Below are 19612 nucleotides of genomic sequence, written 5' to 3' on the forward strand. Positions count from 1 at the left end.
CCGCCTCCGCGGCGAGCCGCGCGCGGAGTGCCTCCCAGTGCGCGGGGTCGGCGAGCCAGCCGTCATCCGGCTCGACCGCGTCGGCCGGCGGCGCGCAGCCCATGAGGTCCAGCTCGGACCGCCGGAGGACGCCGTGGCGGCGCAGGATCACCGCGCCGTCCGGGCGATCCGGCCAGGAGGCGAGCTCGCGTGCGCGGGCCGCGGCGGCGCCCTGCCGCACGAGGGGCGGCGGGCGGACGTCCAAGACGCTGATCCCGGCGACGCTGCCGCGCGCAGGGTCGCGCAGCAGCGCGGTGTCGCCGACGTGCAGGGGCAGGCGCGTGTTGAGGGTGAGCCGGGCGGTGTCGGGGCCGAGCGGCCGCAGCCGCACGGCGACGGCTGCCGCGCCGATGTGCAGGGTCATCTGCCGCGCCAGCCGCCCGGACGCCTCGCCGAAGCGCGTGCGGACGTCCACGCAGGTCGTGTGGGCCCAGCGGCCGGGGCTGACGAGGGCCGTCACGGTCCCGGAGGCCCGCACGGTGAGGGTGACCCGGGAGACGCCCTCGACGGCCTGGCGGGGCTCGCCCGCGCTCTCGACGGCCTCGACCCGGGCAGGCTCACCTGCGGGCATGGCCAGCAGCTCGTCGCCGGCGCGGATCGTCCCGGCGCCGAGGGTGCCGGTGACGACCGCGAGCCCGCCCGCGGTCTCGGCGCGGTCGATCCAGAGCCGCACGGGCGCGGCCGGGTCCGGGATCGGCAGCCGGGCCGCGAGCCGGTCCAGCGCGGCGGCCAGCTCGTCCATCCCGGCGCCGGTGGCGGCGCTGACGGCGACGGCCTCGACGCCGCGCAGGCCGGTGCCGGCGAGCCGCTCGCGGGCCTGGCGCAGCGCGAGCCGGGGATCGGCGACGTCGGACCGGGTGACCGCGAGGACCCCGTGCCGGGCGCCGAGCGCGTCGAGCGCGGCCAGGTGCTCCTCCGAGCGGGGCCGCCAGCCCTCGTCGGCGGCGACGGCCAGCAGCACGACGGGGACGGGACCGGCCCCGGCGAGCACGGCCGGGACGGACCGCTCGTGCCCGGGGACGTCGACGAACGCCAGGCGGCGGCCGGACGGCAGCTCCGTCCAGGCGTGGCCGGGCTCCCCCGGGTCCCCGCCGGTCAGGGCGCGGACGAGGGCGGACTTGCCGTGCCCGGCGTGCCCGGCGGTGGTGACGACGTGCATCAGCGCCCTTCCCGGACGGACGGGCGGCGCGCCGCGGCGGCGGGCCGGCTGTCCGCGGGAAGGGGTGATGTCCGGGATACGGCGAAGCGGGGGTGATGCAGACGAAGGTCCACGGAACGCAACCCTAAGGACGCCGGGCCCCGTCGCGAAACCCGATCGGGCCCACACACCGGCATCGCGAATCTCACTGACGCCGCGTAAACCGGACGCGGCAGCAAATCGTCGCCCCGCCGGCGGAACCGCCTGCGCGCCACCGGCGGCCGGCCGCCGATTTCGCGCGCCCCGTCAGCCGACCGCCACTCACCAGGGCCCTCGGACGGGCCGTCAGGCGCTCGGGCGGGCCGTCAGGCGCTCGGGCGGACCGTCAGGTGCTCGCGCGCCCGTCAGGCGCTCGGGCGGGTCGCGGCGGCGTCGAGGCGGTCGCGGTGGGCCTCGAAGTCGTCCAGCATCCGGTGCGCGAGCACGGCGAGCCGCTCCCGGTCCTCGGCGGGCCAGGCGGCGAGCGCGTCGGCGATCCACCGCCGCCCCGCCGCGCGGATGCAGTCCACGACGTCGCGGCCGGCGTCGGTGAGCCGGACCCGCTGGGCGCGCCGGTCGTCCGGGTCGGGCACCCGCTCGACGTAGCCGGCCCGCTCCAGCCGCTGCACCTGCCGGGTGACGTGCGGCGCCTCCACCGCCAGGCGGGCGGCAAGCTCGCTCGGGCGCAGCGGCCCGTCGGCGTCGACGAGCGCGCGCAGCACCGGCACGGCGGCGCGGTCGATCGTGACGCCCGCCGCCAGGACCGTGCGGTCGTGCTGCCGCGCGCGGGTGAGCATGTGCGCGACGCGGGTGAGCGCGCCCTCGATCTCGACGATGTCACGGGGCACGGGTGACGACATGTGCCGCAGCCTACAATGCGGTTACTTAACTTAAGTAAGTACAATGCCCGGGCGCGCCGCGTCCGGCGCACCCGCCGCGTTCCCCCGCGGAACCGCTCCCCCCAGGAGGTCCCATGGCCGGCGCCCAGACCACGGCCGCCGAGACGACCGGGCGTCCCGTCCGGCAGCCGCACACCGGTCTCACCCTGCTCGCGCTGGCCGTCGCGGGCATGGTCGTCTCCGTCCAGCAGACGCTCGTGATCCCGCTGCTGCCGCGGCTCATGCGCCACTTCGACGTCTCGGTGACGGCCGTGACGTGGGTGTTCACCGCCTCGCTGCTGGCGGGCGCGGTCGCCACGCCGCTGCTGTCGCGCTTCGGCGACATGTACGGCAAGAAGCGGATGATCCTGCTCGCGCTGTCCCTGCTGGTGATCGGGTCGGTCGTGTGCGCGGTGTCGGCGTCGCTGCCGGTCCTCGTCGCGGGCCGCACCCTCCAGGGCGTCTCGTCCGCGCTGATCCCGCTCGCCATCGGCATGATCAGGGACACGTTCCCGGCCGAGCGGATCACCACCGCGATCGGCATCGTCAGCGCCACCATGGGCGTCGGCGGCAGCATCGGCATGATCGTGACCGGGCTCATCGCCGACCGCACCTCCAGCCACCACCCGGTGTTCTGGATCTCCGCGGGGCTGGCCGCGGTCGGGCTGGCGCTCGTCGCGGCCACCGCGCACGACCGCGGCGCCCGCGCCGGCGGGCGGCCCGACGTCGCCGGCGCGACCGTCCTCGCCGCCTGGCTCGTGTGCCTGCTGCTCGCCATCAGCCAGGGCAACCAGTGGGGCTGGGCGTCCGGCGGCGTTCTCGGCCTGTTCGGCGCGGCGGCGGTGCTGTGCGCCGCGTGGGTCGCGATCGAGCTGAAGGTCCGCGAGCCCCTCGTCCGGCTGACGCTGCTGGCGGGCCCGAAGTCGCTGTCGGCGAACCTGGCGTCCGCGCTGCTCGGCTTCTCCATGTTCGCCGCGTTCACGCTGATCTCCGCGTTCGTGCAGACGCCGTCCGACAAGATCGGGTACGGGCTGGACGGCTCGGTGCTCGACGTCGGCCTCTACATGCTGCCGAGCACCGCGACGATGCTGGTCTGCTCGGCGCTCGCCGGGCGGTTCGCGGCCCGGATCGGCCCCGCCTTCACGCTCGCGACCGGGTCCGTCTTCGCGGGGCTGAGCTACGTCTGGCTGGCGGTGTCCAACTCCCACGCGGCCGACATGCTCGCCTTCAGCGCCATCCAGGGCATCGGGTTCGGGATCGCCTACGCCGCGCTCGGCACCCTCGCCGTGCAGCACGTCCCGATGAGCCAGAGCGGCATCGCCAGCGGCATCAACTCGCTGGTCCGCACCACCGGCGGCAGCGTCGCGGGCGCGGTGACCGCCGCGATCCTCGCCGGGCGGGTGATCGCCGGCACCGACGTGCCGACGCTCGGCGCCTACGAGCTGTGCTTCTGGATCGTCGCCTCGGGCGCCTTCCTCGCCGCCGTCGTCGCCGTCGCCCACGGCCTGCGGCACCCGCACGAGACGTCCCCCTGACGGGAGTCCGGGCCCCGCCGCCGATCGCGGCGGCGCGGGGCCTTGACGAACGGCGCCCCCACCATGCCCTATAGGGATGCGCCCCGAAATCACCGACTGGGGCCAGGGGACCCGCCTCGGGAGGACGAAATGGGCGCCTACGCGGCCGCGTACGAACGCAGCATCGCCGATCCGACCCGTTTCTGGGGACTCGCCGCCCGCGACGTCCGCTGGCTCGTGCCCCCGGACCGGGTCCTCGACGACGGGGCGCCGCCGTTCTACCGCTGGTTCACCGGCGGCGAGCTCAACACCTGCGACAACGCCCTGGACCGGCATCTGGAGGAGGGGCGGGCCGACCAGCCCGCCCTCATCTACGACAGCCCCGTCACCGGGACGGTCCGCACCTACACCTACGCCGAGCTGACCGGGCTCGTCGCGCGGTTCGCCGGGGCGCTGCGGGCGCAGGGCGTGGAGCGCGGCGACCGCGTCGTGATCTACCTGCCGATGGTGCCCGAGGCGGTCGTGGCGATGCTCGCCTGCGCGCGGCTCGGCGCCGTCCACTCCGTGGTGTTCGGCGGGTTCGCGGCCCGCGAGCTGGCCGTCCGCATCGACGACGCCCGCCCCAAGGCCGTCGTGTCGGCGTCCTGCGGCATCGAGGCGGGCCGCGTCGTCCCCTACAAGCCGCTGCTCGACCAGGCCCTGGAGCTGGCCCGCCACAAGGTGGAGCGCTGCGTGATCCGCCAGCGCGAGCAGCTGCACGCCGACCTCGTCCGGCCGCGGGACGTGGAGTGGGACGAGGCGGTCGCCGGCGCGGAGCCCGCCGAGTGCGTCCCCGTCGCCGCGACCGACCCGCTGTACATCCTCTACACCTCGGGGACCACCGGGCGCCCCAAGGGCGTCGTCCGCGACAACGGCGGCCACGCGGTGGCGCTGCGCTGGTCGATGGAGAACGTCTACGGGGTCGGGCCGGGCGACGTGTTCTGGGCCGCGTCCGACGTCGGCTGGGTCGTCGGCCACTCCTACATCGTGTACGCGCCGCTGCTCACGGGCTGCACCACCGTCCTGTACGAGGGCAAGCCCGTTGGGACGCCGGACGCGGGCGCGTTCTGGCGGGTCGCGGCGGAGCACGGGGTCAAGGCGCTGTTCGCCGCGCCGACCGCGATCCGCGCCATCAAGAAGGAGGACCCGGAGGGGGCGCTCCTCGCGGGCCACGACCTCTCGGCGCTCGACACGCTCTTCCTCGCCGGGGAGCGGCTGGACCCCGACACCTACCGCTGGGCGACGCGGGTGCTCGACCGGCCCGTCGTCGACCACTGGTGGCAGACCGAGACCGGCTGGCCGATCGTGGCGAACCCGCGCGGGCTGGAGCCGATGCCGATCAAGGCGGGCTCGCCCTCGGTGCCCGTCCCCGGCTACGACGTGCGGATCCTCGGCCCGGACGGGACGCCGGCGGCCCCCGGCACGGACGGCGACATCGCGATCCGGCTGCCGCTGCCGCCGGGGACGCTGCCGACGCTCTGGCAGGACGACGAGCGGTTCGTCGAGTCCTACCTGACCCGGTACCCCGGCCACTACCTCACCGGCGACGGCGGGCACGTCGACGCCGACGGCTACGTGTGGGTCATGGGCCGCACCGACGACGTGATCAACGTGGCCGGGCACCGGCTGTCCACCGGCACGATGGAGGAGGTCATCGCCGCGCATCCGGCGGTCGCCGAATGCGCGGTCATCGGCGTCGAGGACCCCCTCAAGGGGCAGGTCCCGCGCGGCCTGGTCGTGCTGAAGAGCGGCGTGCTCGCCGAGCCGGAGGAGCTGTCGGCGGAGCTGGTGCGGATGGTGCGCGAGCAGGTCGGGCCCGTCGCCGCGCTGAAGGAGATCGCGGTCGTCCCGGCGCTGCCGAAGACGCGCTCGGGCAAGATCCTACGCGGGGTGATGCGCGGCATCGCCGACGGGCGGGACACGCCCGTCCCGTCCACGATCGAGGACCCGGCAGTGCTCGACGACCTCCGCCCGGTCCTGCGCCCGCCCGCGCCCTGAGCCAGGGCCTGAGCCAGGCCCTGAGGCAAGCCCTGGGACGCGCCCGCCCGCGCGGGCGTCAGCCGCGCTGCGGCCAGCACGCCGCCGCAAGGCCCACGCCCGCCACCGCGAACCCGGCCTGGAACACCGGCTCCCAGAGGCTCCAGCCGGCCCGTCCCAGCCCGGACATGTCGAACAGCGCCGTCCCCGCCACGGCCGCGACGACGCCGGCCCCGGCCGTCAGCCAGACCGGCATCCCCGGCCGGCCGGGCGCGAGCAGCCGGCCCAGCACGCCGGCGACCGCGCCGAGGACGACGGCCGCGGCGATCCCCCCGATGGTCATGCCCCGCTCCCCCCGTCCGCGCGGCTCCCTCCGTTCCGGCTGTACCCAACTCATGATCACCGACACCGGATGCCGTCAGCGGACCCGCAGCAGGCTCCGGCCGCGGCCGGTCAGCTCCCCGATCACCGGGGCGCCCGGCACCTCGCCCGCGACGAGCAGCCCGCCGGACGTCTGCGCGTCCGCCAGCAGGAGCCGCTCCTCCTCGGCGATCCGGCGGAACTCGGTGTGCGGCGACACCCACGCCAGGTTCCGCCGCGTGCCGCCGGGGACGAACCCGTCCCGCACGGCGGCGCGCGCGCCGTCCAGGTACGGGACGGCCCCGGCGTCGACGACCGCGGTCACGCCGCTCGCCCGCGCCAGCTTGTAGAGGTGGCCGAGCAGCCCGAACCCCGACACGTCGGTGGCGCAGCGGGCGCCGCGCTCCAGCGCCGCCAGCGAGGCGTCCGCGTTGAGCGCGGCCATCGTCCCGACCGCCTCCGCGAACACCTCCCCCGTCGCCTTGTGCCGGGCGTTGAGCACGCCGAGGCCGAGCGGCTTGGTGAGCGACAGCGGGACGCCGGGGGCGCCCGCGTCCAGCCGCAGGAGCCGGTCCAGGTCGGCGAAGCCGGTGACCGCCAGCCCGTACTTCGGCTCGGGGTCGTCGATGCTGTGCCCGCCGGCGATCGTGCAGCCCGCGAGCGCCGCCGCGTCCCGGCCGCCGCGCAGCACCTCCCGCGCGAGGTCCTCCGGCAGCGCGTCGCGCGGCCAGCCGAGCAGGTTGAGCGCCATGGCGGGCACGCCGCCGACCGCGTAGACGTCGGAGAGCGCGTCGGCGGCGGCGATGCGCCCCCAGTCGTAGGGGTCGTCGACCACCGGGGTGAAGAAGTCGGCGGTGGACACGACCGCCCGGTCCCCGGCGATGCGCAGCACGGCCGCGTCGTCGCCGTCGTCCCCGCCCAGGACCAGCGCGTCGTCGCCGCCGCCGGTGAGGCCGGTGACGACGCGTTCCAGCTCCCCTGGCGGGATCTTGCAGGCGCCGCCCCCGCCGTGGGCGAACTGCGTGAGGCGGGCTGCGCGGGCGAGGCGGGTCACCGGGAAATTTAACCCACAACTACCTCAAATGATCAACAAACGGACGGTACGGGGCCGGTCACCCAGGGGTCGCGCCCCGCCCCACCTGCGGCGAATCGCCCGGGACCCCTTGCCCGAACGGCGTTCGGCATGATGCGATTCCCTCCTGCAAGTCATCACTTACTTCCGTTTCCAGCCGCGGTGGTCGCCGCGAGTCTCATGAGGGGCGCGAATGGGCATCCAGGAACAGCGGGCCGAGCTCGACCGGGCCGTCGAGGGCCGCACGGTCTGCACGACCCTCGCCGACACCGCCGAACGGCACGGTGGCCGGCCCGCGTACTCCGACCGGATCGACGGCGGGTGGAGGACGCTGACCTGGGCGGACGTCCGGGCGCGGGCGCTGGAGGCCGCCGCCGGGTTCGCCGCCCTCGGCCTGGAGCCGGGCGACGTCGTCGCGCTGATGATGCCCAACCGCAGCGAGCACGTCCTCGCCGACCTCGGCGCGGTCCACGCCGGCGGCACCCCCACCACCGTCTACGCCACCCTCGCCCCCGACCAGGTCGCCTACGTCGCGGGGCACTGCTCGGCCAAGTACGCCGTCCTGGACGGCAAGGACCAGCTCGACCGGTGGCTGCCCGTCCTCGACCGGCTGCCCGCGCTGCGCAAGGTCATCGTGGTGGACGCCGCCGCGTGCCCGCCGGGCGACCGGTTCCTCACCTGGGACGCCTTCGCCGAGGCGGGCCGTGCCGCGCTCGCCGCCGACCCCGCCGAGACCGACCGGCGCTGGCGGGCCGTCCGGCCCTCCGACACCGTCACCCTGCTCTACACCTCGGGCACGACCGGCGACCCCAAGGGCGTCCTCATCACCCACTCGATGGTGCTGCACGAGGCGGCGATGGTGGAGCGCAGCTCCGTCCTGCCCGAGCACCCGGCCGGCGTCTCCTACCTGCCGTTCGCCCACATCGCCGACCGCGTCCTCAGCTACTACCTGCCCGTGGGCCTCGCCGCGCACGTCCACTTCTGCCCCGACCCCGCGCAGCTCACGTCCGTCCTCGCCGACGTGCGCCCGCACTCCTTCTTCGGGGTGCCGCGCGTCTGGGAGAAGATCATGGCGGGCATCCAGGCGGTCCTGTCCGCCGAGCAGGACCCCGCGAAGAAGGCCGCGGTCGCCGCCGCCCTGGAGGCGGGCCGCGCGTACGTCCGCGCCCAGGAGTACGGCAACACGATGACGCCGGAGATCGCCGCGGCCTTCGAGGCGGCCGACAAGGCCGTCCTCACCCCCATGCGCGCCCTCCTCGGCCTGGACCGCGTCCGCCAGGCCTCCAGCGCCGCCGCGCCGCTGCCCGTCGAGGTCGCCCGCTTCTTCGCCGGCCTCGGCCTGAAGATCTTCGACGCCTACGGGATGACCGAGACCACCGGCGCCATCACCGCCAACCTCGCCGACGCCTTCAAGCTCGGCACGGTGGGCCGGCCGTTCGCCGGGGTCGAGCTGACGCTCGCGGACGACGGCGAGATCCTCGTCCGCGGCGCGACCTGCACGCCCGGCTACCTCAACCGGCCCGAGGCCACGGCCGACCTCATCGACGCGGACGGCTGGGTCCACACCGGCGACATCGGCCGCCTCGACCCCGACGGCTTCCTCACCGTCGTGGACCGCAAGAAGGAGCTGATCATCACGGCGGGCGGGGAGAACATCGCCCCGTCCCTCATCGAGAACCACCTCAAGGAGCACCCCCTCGTCGGGCAGGCCCTCGCGTTCGGCGACCGCCGCCCCTACGTCGTCGCCCTCATCACCCTGGACGGCGAGGTCGCCCCGGTCTGGGCCGCCGCGCGCGGCATCGAGCCCGCCGACCTCGCGGCCCTGGCCGAGCACCCCCTCGTCCTGGAGGAGATCGGCCGCGCCGTCGAGGACGCCAACGCCCGCCTCGCCCGCGTCCAGCAGGTCAAGCGCTGGCGGCTGCTGCCGGCCGAGTGGACGGCCGAGAGCGAGGAGCTCACCCCCACCCTCAAGCTGAAGCGCCGCGTCGTCCACGGCAAGTACACCGACGCCATCGACGCCCTCTACACCCCGTGACGCCCGCTCACGACCTCCGCGCGACCCCCTAAGATCGCAGCGGAGGCGTGAGAGCGCCTGGTGGCCTTCACGGTCTTCAAAACCGATGGTCCCGAGCACCTCGGGACGGCGGGTTCGATTCCCGTACGCCTCCGCCAGTCCGGCCCGGGAAGGCGGCTGGACGTCCCCACAGCCGTCCAGCCGCCCGCCACCCCGGCGGAGAGGCCGGGAGCCCGCGCCCGTCAGGACGGGGAGAAGGCGTACAGCTTGTCGTTCTGGGCGCAGGCGTAGGTGCCGTCGGCGCACAGCCCGAACCAGTAGCCCGAACCCCAGTAGACGGTGCCGGCCACGACCGCGGCGCCGCCGACGACCGCGCCGCCGCTGCGGAACCGCCACAGGATCCGCCCGGACGCGGCGTCCAGCGCGAACATCGTGTCGGCGGCGCCGTTGACGCCGCCGGAGTACACGACGCCGTTGGCCGCGCTGAGGAACCCGATGTCGAGGGTGCCGTAGGGGTCGGCGACCTGCCACAGGATCCTGCCGGTGGCGGCGTCCAGGGCCGCCCACGAGCCGCCGTCGACGGTGGTGCGGGTGCCGTCGGCGCCGACGATGTCGTACTCCTCGTGCTCGGCGTTGCCGATGCCCACGTAGACGCGGCGCCCGTCGGTGGCCGAGCCCCACTCGATGCCGCCGAGGTCGCTGCCCGGGCCGACCTGGGTGTGCCAGATCTCCTGCCCCGTCGCCGGGTCCAGGGCCCAGTAGATGCCGCTCTTCTGGCCGACGCCGAGGATCCGGCGCGCCGTGCCGCCCTGGTCGGTGGTCTCGTACAGGTTGGGCGCCGAGCCGAAGTCGAAGTCCGGGCCGCACTCCGGGCACTCCTCCGAGCCGACGTCGGCGCTGAGGGTCTTGAACGACCACGCCACCGCCCCGGTGCGCAGGTCGAGGGCCACGACGGCGTCGGTGTAGTTGTCGGCGGGGCTCTGCGTGCAGTCCTCCTGGTCGGGCTGCGTGCAGACCCCGTCCGGGACGGTGTAGTTGTTGCCGGTGGTGACGAACAGCCGGCCGGTGGTGTGGTCGACGACGAACGAGCTGCCCCACACGGAGTTGCCGGTGTAGCCCTCGGGCGCCATGTAGCGGCGCCACAGGACCGTCCCGGTGGTGGCGTTGAGGGCGACGACGCTCCCCCGGAACCGCACCGGGTTCCCGTCGCCGAACTCCACGCGGCTGGCGGTGCCGACGTAGACGGTGTTGCCGTCCACGACCGGTGAGGTGGTCACCATCGCGGCCGGGTCGGCGTCGATGACGGTGCTCCACCGCCGCGCGCCGGTGACCCGGTCGGCGGCCAGGACGCGGGCGCCGCCGGTGCTCGGCCTGCTGGAGACGCCGTCGCCGAGGATGAGGTTGGCGCCCGCCACGGCGGGGCTGGTGCGGGAGACGTCCCCGGCCACCCCCGTGTAGTCGGAGACAGGCCGCTGCCAGCGGACCGCGCCGGTCAGCGCGTCGACCGCCGACAGCTTCCCGCCGTAGTCGGGCACGTACACCGTGCCGAGCGACACCGTGGGCGTGGCCGAGACGTTGCCGGCGAGCGTCGCGGTCCACCGCGGCCTGAGCCGCGCGGCGTTGGCCGGTGAGATCAGCGACTCGGTGGCCGCGTACCGGGTGTTGGACAGGTTCTGGCCCGCGACCGTCCAGCCCGCCGCGACCGGGACGCCCGGCGCCGGTGCGGCCCAGCCGGCCCGCATCGGCACGAGCGCCGCGGTCATGGCGAGGGCGGCGGACGCGCGGGCCGCGGTGAGGCGGCGCATGTCCTCAGCCCTCCGCCAGGTAGGCGTGCATGATGCCCATCACGTCGTCGCGTGCCGTCTCCGCGTCGTAGTAGCTGGTGACGGTGAGGCGGTCGCCGGCGCGGATCGTCGCGAGCGGGTCGCCCGAGCAGGTGCCCATCGCCACGATGGCGCGCATCCCGCCCATCGTGTCGTAGGTGGCCGGGGAGTCGCACAGCAGCGTCCCGGTGGTGTCGTCGGTGGCCTGCACGTGGACGCCGCCGACGTGCTGGTGGCCGTTGGCGAACACCAGCCTGCCGCCGAGCGTGGACCGCCAGCTCCAGGAGCGCACGCTCGGGCCGGCGGGGACCGGGTAGTAGGACGTCAGGCAGCCGCCCGCGTCGAGCCACAGGGAGCGGACCGGCGTCGTCATCCCGGCACCCGTGTAGGTGTAGGTGATCGAGATGTAGACCGTCTTCGGCTCGGACGAGTAGTTCATCAGGTCCGTGAGCATCACCCAGCGGTCGCTGTTCTTGACCGCGACCCCGTATCCGGACGGCAGCTCCTTGTCGGTGCGCTCGTCGCCGGAGGCCCAGAGCCGGTCGCCGAGGGGCGTCAGCGGGCACACGGCGTCCCGCCCGGACAGGTTGCCGATGACGAAGTGGTGCAGCATCGGGCCGGTCTCCATGGTCGCCGACGTGCCGTCGGCGTACACGAGGTCCGGTTTCTCCCCCACGACGTCGCAGGACGAGCACGGTTTGGCGGCCGCGGAGAGCCGGTTGGACAGCTCGCCCGGCCGGTCCATCGACCCGCCGGGGATCGTCCACGGTCCGTACCGCACGGTCACGGTCTGCGTGGCCGGCGCCGCGGCCGGGGCGGCCTGCGCCAGCGCCGGCGCGAACGGGAGGATCAGCGCCATCGCCGCCAGGAGCGGGAGCAGGATCATGCGGCGCACGTGATCACCTCTTTTCGAGGCTGGATCGGTCCCCCGCGGGGCGACGGAGCCCCGGCGGGGGCTTGGCGCCCGTAAGGTAAGCCCGCTCCAAGGCCCCGACATCGGCGATATCACCGGTCTCCGCCGGACGTGACCGGGACGTGACGGGCGCGTCGCGGGCCCGTTTCCTTCCCGTGAAACCTGGCCCTTCGCCTCCGGACGCACGGGATCCGCGCTAGCGTCCATGCCCATCTCGGGGCAATCCCGTCGAATCGCCCTATCGGGACGCGGCAGGCGGCAGGCCGCCGCGGGTGACGGCCCGCGCGGTCCGCGGCACCGCGGCACGCGTCCCGGAACGAAGGAGGGCCAGTGGAGGGCACGGAGCATTGAGCATCTTCGGAGTGGACTACGCCTGGGGCCGCCCCGGCCCCGCGGCGCTCAAGAAGGCCGGGGCGAAGTTCGCCTGCCGGTACCTCTCGCACGACACCACCGGGAAGAACCTGACGCGCGCCGAGGCCGACCAGCTCTCCGGCGCCGGAATCTGGCTCGTGGTGGTGTGGGAGACGACCGCGAACCGCGCTCTGTCGGGCCGGTCGGGCGGCGAGGCGGACGCGCGGGACGCGGCCGCGCAGGCGGCGCGGTGCGGGATGCCGGACGACCGCCCGATCTACTTCGCCGTCGACTGGGACGCCACCTCGGGCCAGCAGTCGACGATCAACGCCTACCTGGACGGCGCCGCGTCGGTGCTCGGCCGGGACCGGGTCGGCCTGTACGCGGGGTACGGCCCGGTCTCCAGGGCGTTCGACGCGAAGAAGATCACCTACGGCTGGCAGACGTACGCCTGGTCCGGCGGCCGGTGGGACTCCCGCGCGCAGCTCCAGCAGTACTCCAACGACCACGAGATCAACGGCGTCGGGTGCGACTACGACCGCGCCGTCGCCGACGACTACGGACAATGGAAGGTGGGCGAGTCGCCCATGGCGCTCAGCAACGACGACCTGAAGAAGATCCGCGACATCGTGTGGAACACCGACACGGCCCCCGCGCCGTCGGGATCGTCGGCGGACAACCCGACGTGGCGGCACGTCAACATCATCCGCGACACCTACAGCAGCGTGCAGCAGGTCAAGGCCGCGGTCGCGGAGCTCGCCCAGCAGAGCGGCGGGGACCCGGCCGAGGCCGCCCGGCTCGTCCTCGCCGGCCTGCCCCCCGAGTCGATCGCCGCGGCGATCCCCGACGAGGTCGCCGGGCAGGTGCTCGCCGGGCTCCAGGCCCGGCTGGAAGGCTGAGGGCCGCCGCGCGCCGCCCGTCCCGCGCCGCCCGTCCCGCGCCGTCGCCGTCGCCGGGCCGATAGCGTGGGGCGCGTGACGCCTGAAGAAGCCGACGCCAAGGTCGAACTCGCCCTGACCCGCTACGCCAAGGCCAAGGACGAGGCCGACGCCGCGTTCGAGGACCTCTTCGGCGCCTACGCCGACGCCGTACGCGCCGGGCGGTCCGCCGCCGAGCTCGCCGGGGCGGGGGGCTTCACCGCCGCCTACATCCGCGACCGGCTGCGGGAGCGCGGCGTCGAGACCGGCTGACGGCGCCGGACGGCGGGCGCCGCGCGGGCGCCGCCGCGGGGGCGGATCGGGCGCGGGCGTCCACCCGCCCGGAGACGCCCGGCCGCGCCGGTCGTACGGTGGAGGGATGAGGCGCCGCAAGCTGGTGTACGGGATCATGATGGCGACGTGCCTCACGCTGTTCGTCCTGGCCTGGGCGGTCGTGCGGCGCTTCTCGCCGCACGCCGCGGTCGCCATGTCGGTCGTGGCGATGGTCATCCCGCCGTTCGCGGCCGTGGTCGCGAACTGGAACGTCGACCGGACGGACAAGCGCGACTGAGGACCCGGATTCGTCCGGACTCACCTCGCCTGCCCGCCGTTCCAGCGGGTACCGTCACGCCTATGGGGCGGATCACCGTGCGCAGGCCCGTGCTGAGGCTGAGCACCACCGGGACGGGCGGGCGGAGGCCCGACACGCTGGCCGTGGAGGAGCCGCTGGAGATCCGGGTCGCGGGCAGGCCGCTGACGATCACGATGCGGACGCCCGGCCACGACTTCGACCTCGTCGCGGGCTTCCTCGCGGCCGAGGGCGTCATCGGCTCCGCCGGGGACCTGGCGGCCATGCGGTACTGCGCCGACACCGAGGAGCAGAACACCCTGGACGTGGCGCTGGCTCCCGGGGTGCCGCCGCCGGACGACGCGATGACCCGCGCGTTCCCGACGACGAGCGCCTGCGGGGTCTGTGGCAAGTCGAGCATCGAGGCACTGCGCGACGACCGGCCCTACGAGCTGGCGGACGACCCGGTCCGGGTCTCCCCCGAGGTCCTCGCCGCGCTGCCGGACCGGCTGCGCGCGGCGCAGCGGGCGTTCGACCGGACGGGCGGGCTGCACGCGGCCGGGCTGTTCGACGCCGAGGGCGGGCTGCTGGCCGTCCGCGAGGACGTCGGCCGGCACAACGCCGTCGACAAGGTCGTCGGCTGGGCGCTGCGGGAGGGCCTGCTGCCGCTTTCCGGGCGGATCCTGGTGGTCAGCGGCCGCGCGTCCTTCGAGCTGACGCAGAAGGCGATGGCCGCGGGCGCCCCGGTGCTGGCGGCCGTGTCGGCGCCGTCGTCGCTGGCCGTGGACCTCGCCGCGGACGCGGGGATGACGCTCGTCGGGTTCCTGCGCGGCGAGACCATGAACGTCTACGCGGGTGCGGAGCGTATCGCCCCCTGAGCGGCGCCACTTGTCACGGGGCGCCGAAAACCCGGCGGTAACTTGTTGGCCTGCCCTCAAGAAAAAGCAGCCGTCCCGGGAGTTGACTGCTCCCCCAATGGGATACGCGCGGGTGAACGCACGTCGTGCCCGGTTTCGGGCACGAGGAAGCGAGGCGAGGGAATGACGAGGCCACTGACAGACGGCGAGCCGGCCTCAGGCATCGACGAGCGTCATCCCCCGATCAAACCCCGGCGGGTCACCTTCGACTGGTCGGCCACTCCGCTGCACTGGGTGCCGGGCGATCCGCTCGCCACCCACATCATCAACTCCTTCCACATCGTCCTGCCCGAGGGCGAGAAGTGGTTCATCCAGTGCGTGAAGGACGCCCGGCCGTACCTGAAGGACGAGCGGCTGCTGGAGGAGGTCAAGGGGTTCATCGGCCAGGAGATGGTGCACGCCCGGTCGCACCAGGGCGTGCTCGACCAGATCCTGGAGGCCAGCGGCATCGACGTCTCCAAGATCACCGACCAGATGGCCAAGGGCAACGCCGAGCGGCCGGCGCAGATGGCGGCGCTGAAGGAGAAGAACCCGCGGGCGTGGCGGCGGCGCCTGCGCTTCGAGCTGGCGGCGGTCGCCTCGATCGAGCACTACACCGCCGTCCTCGGCCAGTGGATCATGGACAACGAGCGGCTGGAGGCCGCCGGCGTCGACCCGACGATGCTGGACCTGCTGCGCTGGCACGGCGCCGAGGAGGTCGAGCACCGCTCCGTGGTGTTCGACGTCTACAAGGCGATGGGCGGCGGCTACGCGACCCGCGTCGCCGCCTGGGTGGTGTCGCTGTTCTTCCTGTACTGGGCGCTCATCGGCGGGTCGCTGTACCTGATGAAGGCCGACCCGACGGTCACGAAGCGGGTGACGCCGCTGCGGGTCTACCGCTCGTACCGGCGGTCGGTGCGCCTCGGGCACGTGCCGGGCATCTTCAAGCTGCTGCTCGGCGAGGCCCCCGTCTACCTCAGGCCGGGTCACCACCCGTCCAAGGTCTGCTCGACGCCCCGGGCCCTGGAGTACCTGATGAAGTCCCCGGCCGCCCAGGCCGCCGGCTACGACCCGTACTAGCCCGAGCGAGCCCCACGGCTTCGGAGGCCCGCACCGCGACGGTGCGGGCCTTCGCCGTGTTCGGGACGACGTGGCGAGCGTCACGTCGCCCGCCCCCTTGACCGGGGTCCGGGACGGGCGGTTAATTAACATTGTGTCCAATAAAGAGGCGCTCACGCACGCCGTCCGACCGGCGGAGCTAGAGCGATTCCGCGACATGCAGCGCCTGTGCTACCGGTGCGCCGAGGAGGTCGCCGCCACGCTCGAACCGGGCGTGACCGAGCGCGAGGCGTGCCGCCGCATGCGCCGGTGGCTCCGCGCGAACGGCGTGGACGACTGGCTCCACACGCCGTTCGCGTGGTTCGGCGACCGGTCGGCCTTCCGCGGCTTCAAGATCCCCACCCAGTTCCTCCCCAGCGGGACGAGGCTGGAGGAGGGCATGCCGTACATCCTCGACATGGCGCCGGTGCGGCGCGGGTACTGCGCCGACATCGGCTACGGCGGCGTGCTCGGCGAGAACCGGATCTGGGAGCGGCTCGACGCCGACCTCGCCGCGTACCGGACGCTGATCCTCGGCCTGGTGCGCGAGCGCCGCCCGTTCGCCGAGATCTACGCGGAGGTGGACGCGCTGATCGAGCGCCAGGGATACGAGAACCGGCACAGGAAGTATCCGGGGCGGGTCATCGGCCACCAGGTCGGCGTCATCGGGGGGATACTCCCGAAGGGCGTGGGTTTCCCGTTCGGTGTACGGTTCCTCCAGACCCTCGGCCGCGAGCTGGTCAAGGAGCGCGTCGCGGGGCGCTCCCCGCTCTGGAACGGGGCCGCGGCGTCGCGGCATCCGCCGACGCCCGGCCTGTGGGCGGTGGAGCCCCACCTCGGGTTCCGCGGCGTCGGCGTGAAGTTCGAGGAGATCCTCGTGGTCACCGAGGACGACGCGTACTGGCTGGACGACGACCTGCCGCACGTGCACCGGTGGGCGCGACGGGAGGCATCGGCATGACGACGGCGAAGACGAGGCGGCGCGTCCGCGGGGACGGCGTGGACCTCGCCGTCTACGAGCAGGGCGACCGTTCCCGGCCGACCGTGCTGCTCGTGCACGGCTACCCCGACACCCACGCGGTGTGGGACGAGGTGGCCGACCGGCTCGCCGTCCGCTACCACGTCGTCCGGTACGACGTCCGCGGCGCCGGGGCGTCCTCGCGGCCGTTCGGGCGCAGGCGCTACACGTTCGACTACCTGATGGCCGACATGCGGGCCGTGCTCGACGCGACCGCGCCCGAGCGCAAGGTGCACCTGGTGGGCCACGACTGGGGCTCGATCCAGTCGTGGGAGGCGGTCTGCACGATGCCGGACCGCTTCGCCTCGTTCACCTCGATCTCCGGGCCCTGCCTGGACCACGTCGCGCACTGGACCCGGGCGAGGCTCGCCCGGCCGACGCCGCGCAACCTCCGGCTCGCGGCGGGGCAGGCCCTGCGGTCCTGGTACATCTACTTCTTCCAGACGCCGGTACTGCCGGAGCTCCTGTGGCGGGCCGGGATGACCCGGCCGTTCTCGCGGGCGCTGGAGCTGGGCGAGGGCGTCCGCATGCGGGACGGGCACCCGGCGCGGACGATGCCGCGCGACGGCGCGTCCGGGGTGGGCCTGTACCGGGCCAACATGGCGCAGCGGCTGCGCAAGCCGCGGGACCGGCGGACGGACGTGCCGACGCAGGTCGTCGTCCCGACCCGGGACCTGTTCGTCTCCCCGCACCTGGTCGGCGGGCTGGCCGACCGCGTCCCGCACCTGTCGCTGCGGCCGATCGCCGCGGGGCACTGGGTGCCGCGCAGCCACCCCGACGTGGTGGCCCGCTGGATCACCGAGCACATCACCGGCGTCCAGGGCGGGCCGCTCACCGCCGCCGAGTCCCGCGCGCTGCGGCGCGCCCGCGCGGACCGCGACCGGCGCCCGTTCGAGGGCTCGCTCGTCGTCGTGACCGGCGCGGGCAGCGGCATCGGGCGCGCGACGGCGCTGGCGTTCGCCGAGCGCGGCGCCGAGGTCGTCGCCGCCGACATCGACGCCGCCACGGCGCGGCGCACGGCGGAGCTGGCGGGCCTGGTCGGTCCCGCGGCCCACCCCTTCCAGGTGGACGTGTCGGACCTTTCGGCGATGGAGGACTTCGCCAAGTCCGTCATGCACGAGCACGGCGTGCCGGACGTCGTCGTCAACAACGCCGGGATCGGCATGGCGGGCTCCTTCCTCGACCACTCCGTTGACGACTGGCGCGCTGTGCTGGACGTCAACCTGTGGGGCGTCGTCCACGGGTCGCGGCTGTTCGCGGCGCAGATGGTCGAGCGCGGCGAGGGCGGCCACATCGTCAACACGGCCTCGGCCGCCGCCTACACCCCGTCCCGGACGCTGCCCGCGTACGCCACCAGCAAGGCCGCCGTGCTGATGCTGTCGGAGTGCCTGCGGGCCGAGCTGAAGGGCAAGGGCATCGGGGTCAGCGCGGTCTGCCCGGGGATCGTCGATACCAACATCACGCGGACGTCGCGGTTCGTCGGGGTCGGCGCGGAGCGGGAGGCGAGCGGCCGGGAGCGGGCCGCGCGCGCCTACGCCCGCCGCGGCTTCGGGCCCGAGCGCGTCGCGGAGCAGATCGTGGCGGCCGTCCGCCGCGACCGGGCCCTGGTCCCGGTGACGGCCGAGGCGCGGTTCGGGTACCTCGCGTCCCGCCTCTCCCCCGGCCTGATGCGCCTCCTCGCCCGCATCGACCTGCGCTGAGCCCCGGCTCGCCGCGCGGAGGCCGGGCCGCCGCGCGGAGACCGGGCGCGGCGGCGCTACACGGCCCTCGTCAGGTTCAGGCCCGTCGTCGGCTCGAACACGTCGATGGCCTCCGGGTCGTACTCCAGCCTGACCGGGCGGCCCTCCCGGGCGTCCGACTTGGGGTCGAGCCGGGCGACGAGTTGCACATGCCGCCCGTTGGCCTCGGCGCCCTGGTTCGCGTCGGCGAGGTGCTCGGAGTGGACGGCGTGCTCGGCCTCCAGGTCGATGTAGGCGAGCTTCTCCGCGCCCAGCGACTCCAGGATCGCGACCTTCCCGGTGAAGGTGCCGGCGCGGTCGTCCCGGTCGTCGCGGTCGGCGCGGTCGCCGCGCCGGGCCAGCGCCGCGTCCGCGAACGCCTCGGGACGGATCCCGACGATCACCTCGGCGGGAGCGCTCTGCTCCTCAAGCGCGCGCCGGGCGCGGTCGGCGAGCGGGATCGTCCCGAGCACGGTGCGGATGCCGTCGCCCGTGACGTCGCCGGGCAGGAAGTTCATCGACGGCGACCCGATGAACCCCGCGACGAACAGGTTCCGCGGGTGCTCATAGAGCTGCTCGGGCGGCCCGACCTGCTGCACCACGCCGCGGCGCATCAGGACGATGCGGTCGCCGAGCGTCATCGCCTCCGTCTGGTCGTGGGTGACGTACACGGTCGTGGTGCCGAGCTGGTGCTGCAGCCGCGAGATCATCGTGCGCATCTGGACGCGGAGCTTGGCGTCGAGGTTCGACAGCGGCTCGTCCATGAGGAACGCCTTCGGGCTGCGGACGATCGCGCGCCCCATCGCGACGCGCTGCCGCTGCCCGCCCGACAGGTGGGAGGGCCGCTGCTCCAGGAACGGCTCGATGCCGAGGATGCGCGCCGCCTCCTCGACCCGGGCCCGCGCCTCGGCCCGGTCCACCCCGGCGAGCCTGAGCGGGAAGCCGATGTTCTCCCGGACGGTCATGTGCGGGTACAGGGCGTAGGACTGGAACACCATCGCGATGTCGCGCTCGCGGGGCGCCCGGTCGTTCATCCGCTCGCCGTCGATGCGCAGCTCGCCGTCGCTGATGTCCTCCAGCCCGGCGATCATGTTGAGCGTGGTGGACTTCCCGCACCCGGACGGGCCGACCAGGATGATGAACTCCCGGTCGGCGATCTCCAGGTCCAGGTCCTGGACGGCCGCGGTGCCGTCCGGATAGCGCTTCGTCACCCCGTCGAGGACGATCTCAGCCATCGGTG

15 protein-coding genes, 1 tRNA gene and 2 pseudogenes are annotated in these 19612 nt (G+C 74.4%); 11 read left to right on the forward strand and 7 right to left on the reverse strand.

The genetic code is table 11. From position 1 onward, the window contains the following. Both E1300_RS29895 and E1300_RS29900 read right to left on the reverse strand, forming a co-directional pair. Positions 1-1198, reverse strand: a 1198-nt coding sequence (locus tag E1300_RS29895; protein WP_131760441.1) for a GTP-binding protein, incomplete at its 3' end; no start/stop codon positions are given. 383 nt (positions 1199-1581) lie between these two features. Further along, entirely contained in the window at positions 1582-2076 is a 495-nt protein-coding gene (locus tag E1300_RS29900; protein ID WP_131760442.1) for a MarR family winged helix-turn-helix transcriptional regulator, read from the reverse strand. A gap of 113 nt (positions 2077-2189) precedes the next feature. Here E1300_RS29900 and E1300_RS29905 point away from each other — a divergent pair, with 113 nt between their 5' ends. Both E1300_RS29905 and E1300_RS29910 read left to right on the forward strand, forming a co-directional pair. Further along, a complete protein-coding gene (locus tag E1300_RS29905; RefSeq protein WP_131760443.1) occupies positions 2190-3629 on the forward strand; it encodes an MFS transporter in 1440 nt (479 codons plus the stop codon). 129 nt (positions 3630-3758) lie between these two features. Next, a complete protein-coding gene (locus E1300_RS29910; RefSeq protein WP_131760444.1) occupies positions 3759-5645 on the forward strand; it encodes a propionyl-CoA synthetase in 1887 nt (628 codons plus the stop codon). A gap of 58 nt (positions 5646-5703) precedes the next feature. On the opposite strand, the gene E1300_RS29915 is transcribed toward E1300_RS29910, so the two are convergent. Continuing rightward, complete coding sequence (locus tag E1300_RS29915) at positions 5704-5967, reverse strand: GlsB/YeaQ/YmgE family stress response membrane protein (protein WP_131760445.1); 264 nt, start codon at positions 5965-5967, stop codon at positions 5704-5706. Between the two features lies 1 nt (position 5968). Beyond that, a pseudogene (gene selD / locus E1300_RS29920) lies at positions 5969-7038 on the reverse strand (selenide, water dikinase SelD); the annotation flags it as partial. Between the two features lie 211 nt (positions 7039-7249). Between selD and E1300_RS29925 the strand changes: the two are divergent. Both E1300_RS29925 and E1300_RS29930 read left to right on the forward strand, forming a co-directional pair. Further along, positions 7250-9091 carry an AMP-dependent synthetase/ligase gene (locus E1300_RS29925; RefSeq protein WP_131760447.1) on the forward strand — a complete coding sequence of 614 codons (1842 nt, stop codon included), beginning with the start codon at positions 7250-7252 and terminating at the stop codon, positions 9089-9091. A 41-nt stretch (positions 9092-9132) separates the two neighbouring features. Continuing rightward, a tRNA-Sec gene (locus E1300_RS29930) sits at positions 9133-9228 on the forward strand. A gap of 84 nt (positions 9229-9312) precedes the next feature. Here E1300_RS29930 and E1300_RS29935 read toward each other — a convergent pair. Next, positions 9313-10875, reverse strand: a complete 1563-nt coding sequence (locus E1300_RS29935; protein WP_131760448.1) for an outer membrane protein assembly factor BamB family protein — start codon at positions 10873-10875, stop codon at positions 9313-9315. Positions 10876-10879: 4 nt separating this feature from the next. Further along, positions 10880-11788 (reverse strand): hypothetical protein, encoded by a 909-nt coding sequence (locus E1300_RS29940; protein ID WP_165503052.1) that lies wholly within the window; start codon positions 11786-11788, stop codon positions 10880-10882. 365 nt (positions 11789-12153) lie between these two features. Between E1300_RS29940 and E1300_RS29945 the strand changes: the two genes are divergently transcribed. The 7 genes and pseudogenes from E1300_RS29945 to E1300_RS29975 all read left to right on the forward strand — a co-directional run bounded on the left by E1300_RS29945 (position 12154) and on the right by E1300_RS29975 (position 18354). Continuing rightward, on the forward strand, positions 12154-13056 hold the full coding sequence (locus E1300_RS29945) for a glycoside hydrolase domain-containing protein (RefSeq protein WP_131760450.1): 903 nt from the start codon (positions 12154-12156) through the stop codon (positions 13054-13056). Positions 13057-13131: 75 nt separating this feature from the next. Then, positions 13132-13347 (forward strand): hypothetical protein, encoded by a 216-nt coding sequence (locus E1300_RS29950; RefSeq protein WP_131760451.1) that lies wholly within the window; start codon positions 13132-13134, stop codon positions 13345-13347. Between the two features lie 97 nt (positions 13348-13444). After that, positions 13445-13645 (forward strand): annotated as a pseudogene (locus E1300_RS29955) (DUF3099 domain-containing protein); the annotation flags it as partial. A 62-nt stretch (positions 13646-13707) separates the two neighbouring features. Then, entirely contained in the window at positions 13708-14520 is an 813-nt protein-coding gene (gene fdhD / locus E1300_RS29960; protein WP_131760453.1) for a formate dehydrogenase accessory sulfurtransferase FdhD, read from the forward strand. A 162-nt stretch (positions 14521-14682) separates the two neighbouring features. Next, positions 14683-15618 (forward strand): metal-dependent hydrolase, encoded by a 936-nt coding sequence (locus E1300_RS29965; RefSeq protein ID WP_131760454.1) that lies wholly within the window; start codon positions 14683-14685, stop codon positions 15616-15618. A 196-nt stretch (positions 15619-15814) separates the two neighbouring features. After that, complete coding sequence (locus E1300_RS29970; protein WP_131760455.1) at positions 15815-16597, forward strand: M24 family metallopeptidase; 783 nt, start codon at positions 15815-15817, stop codon at positions 16595-16597. Continuing rightward, positions 16594-18354, forward strand: coding sequence for an SDR family oxidoreductase (locus tag E1300_RS29975; RefSeq protein ID WP_131760456.1), 1761 nt, complete (start codon positions 16594-16596; stop codon positions 18352-18354). The genes E1300_RS29970 and E1300_RS29975 overlap by 4 nt, the downstream gene beginning before the upstream one ends. Before the next feature lie 56 nt (positions 18355-18410). Here the strand turns inward: E1300_RS29975 and E1300_RS29980 are convergent, their stop codons facing one another. Then, positions 18411-19607: an ABC transporter ATP-binding protein gene (locus E1300_RS29980; protein WP_131760457.1), complete on the reverse strand. Its 1197-nt coding sequence runs from the start codon at positions 19605-19607 to the stop codon at positions 18411-18413. Positions 19608-19612 lie beyond the last annotated feature (5 nt).

It is taken from the genome of Actinomadura fibrosa, from assembly GCF_900659615.1.
Taxonomy (GTDB): Bacteria; Actinomycetota; Actinomycetes; order Streptosporangiales; family Streptosporangiaceae; genus Spirillospora; species Spirillospora fibrosa.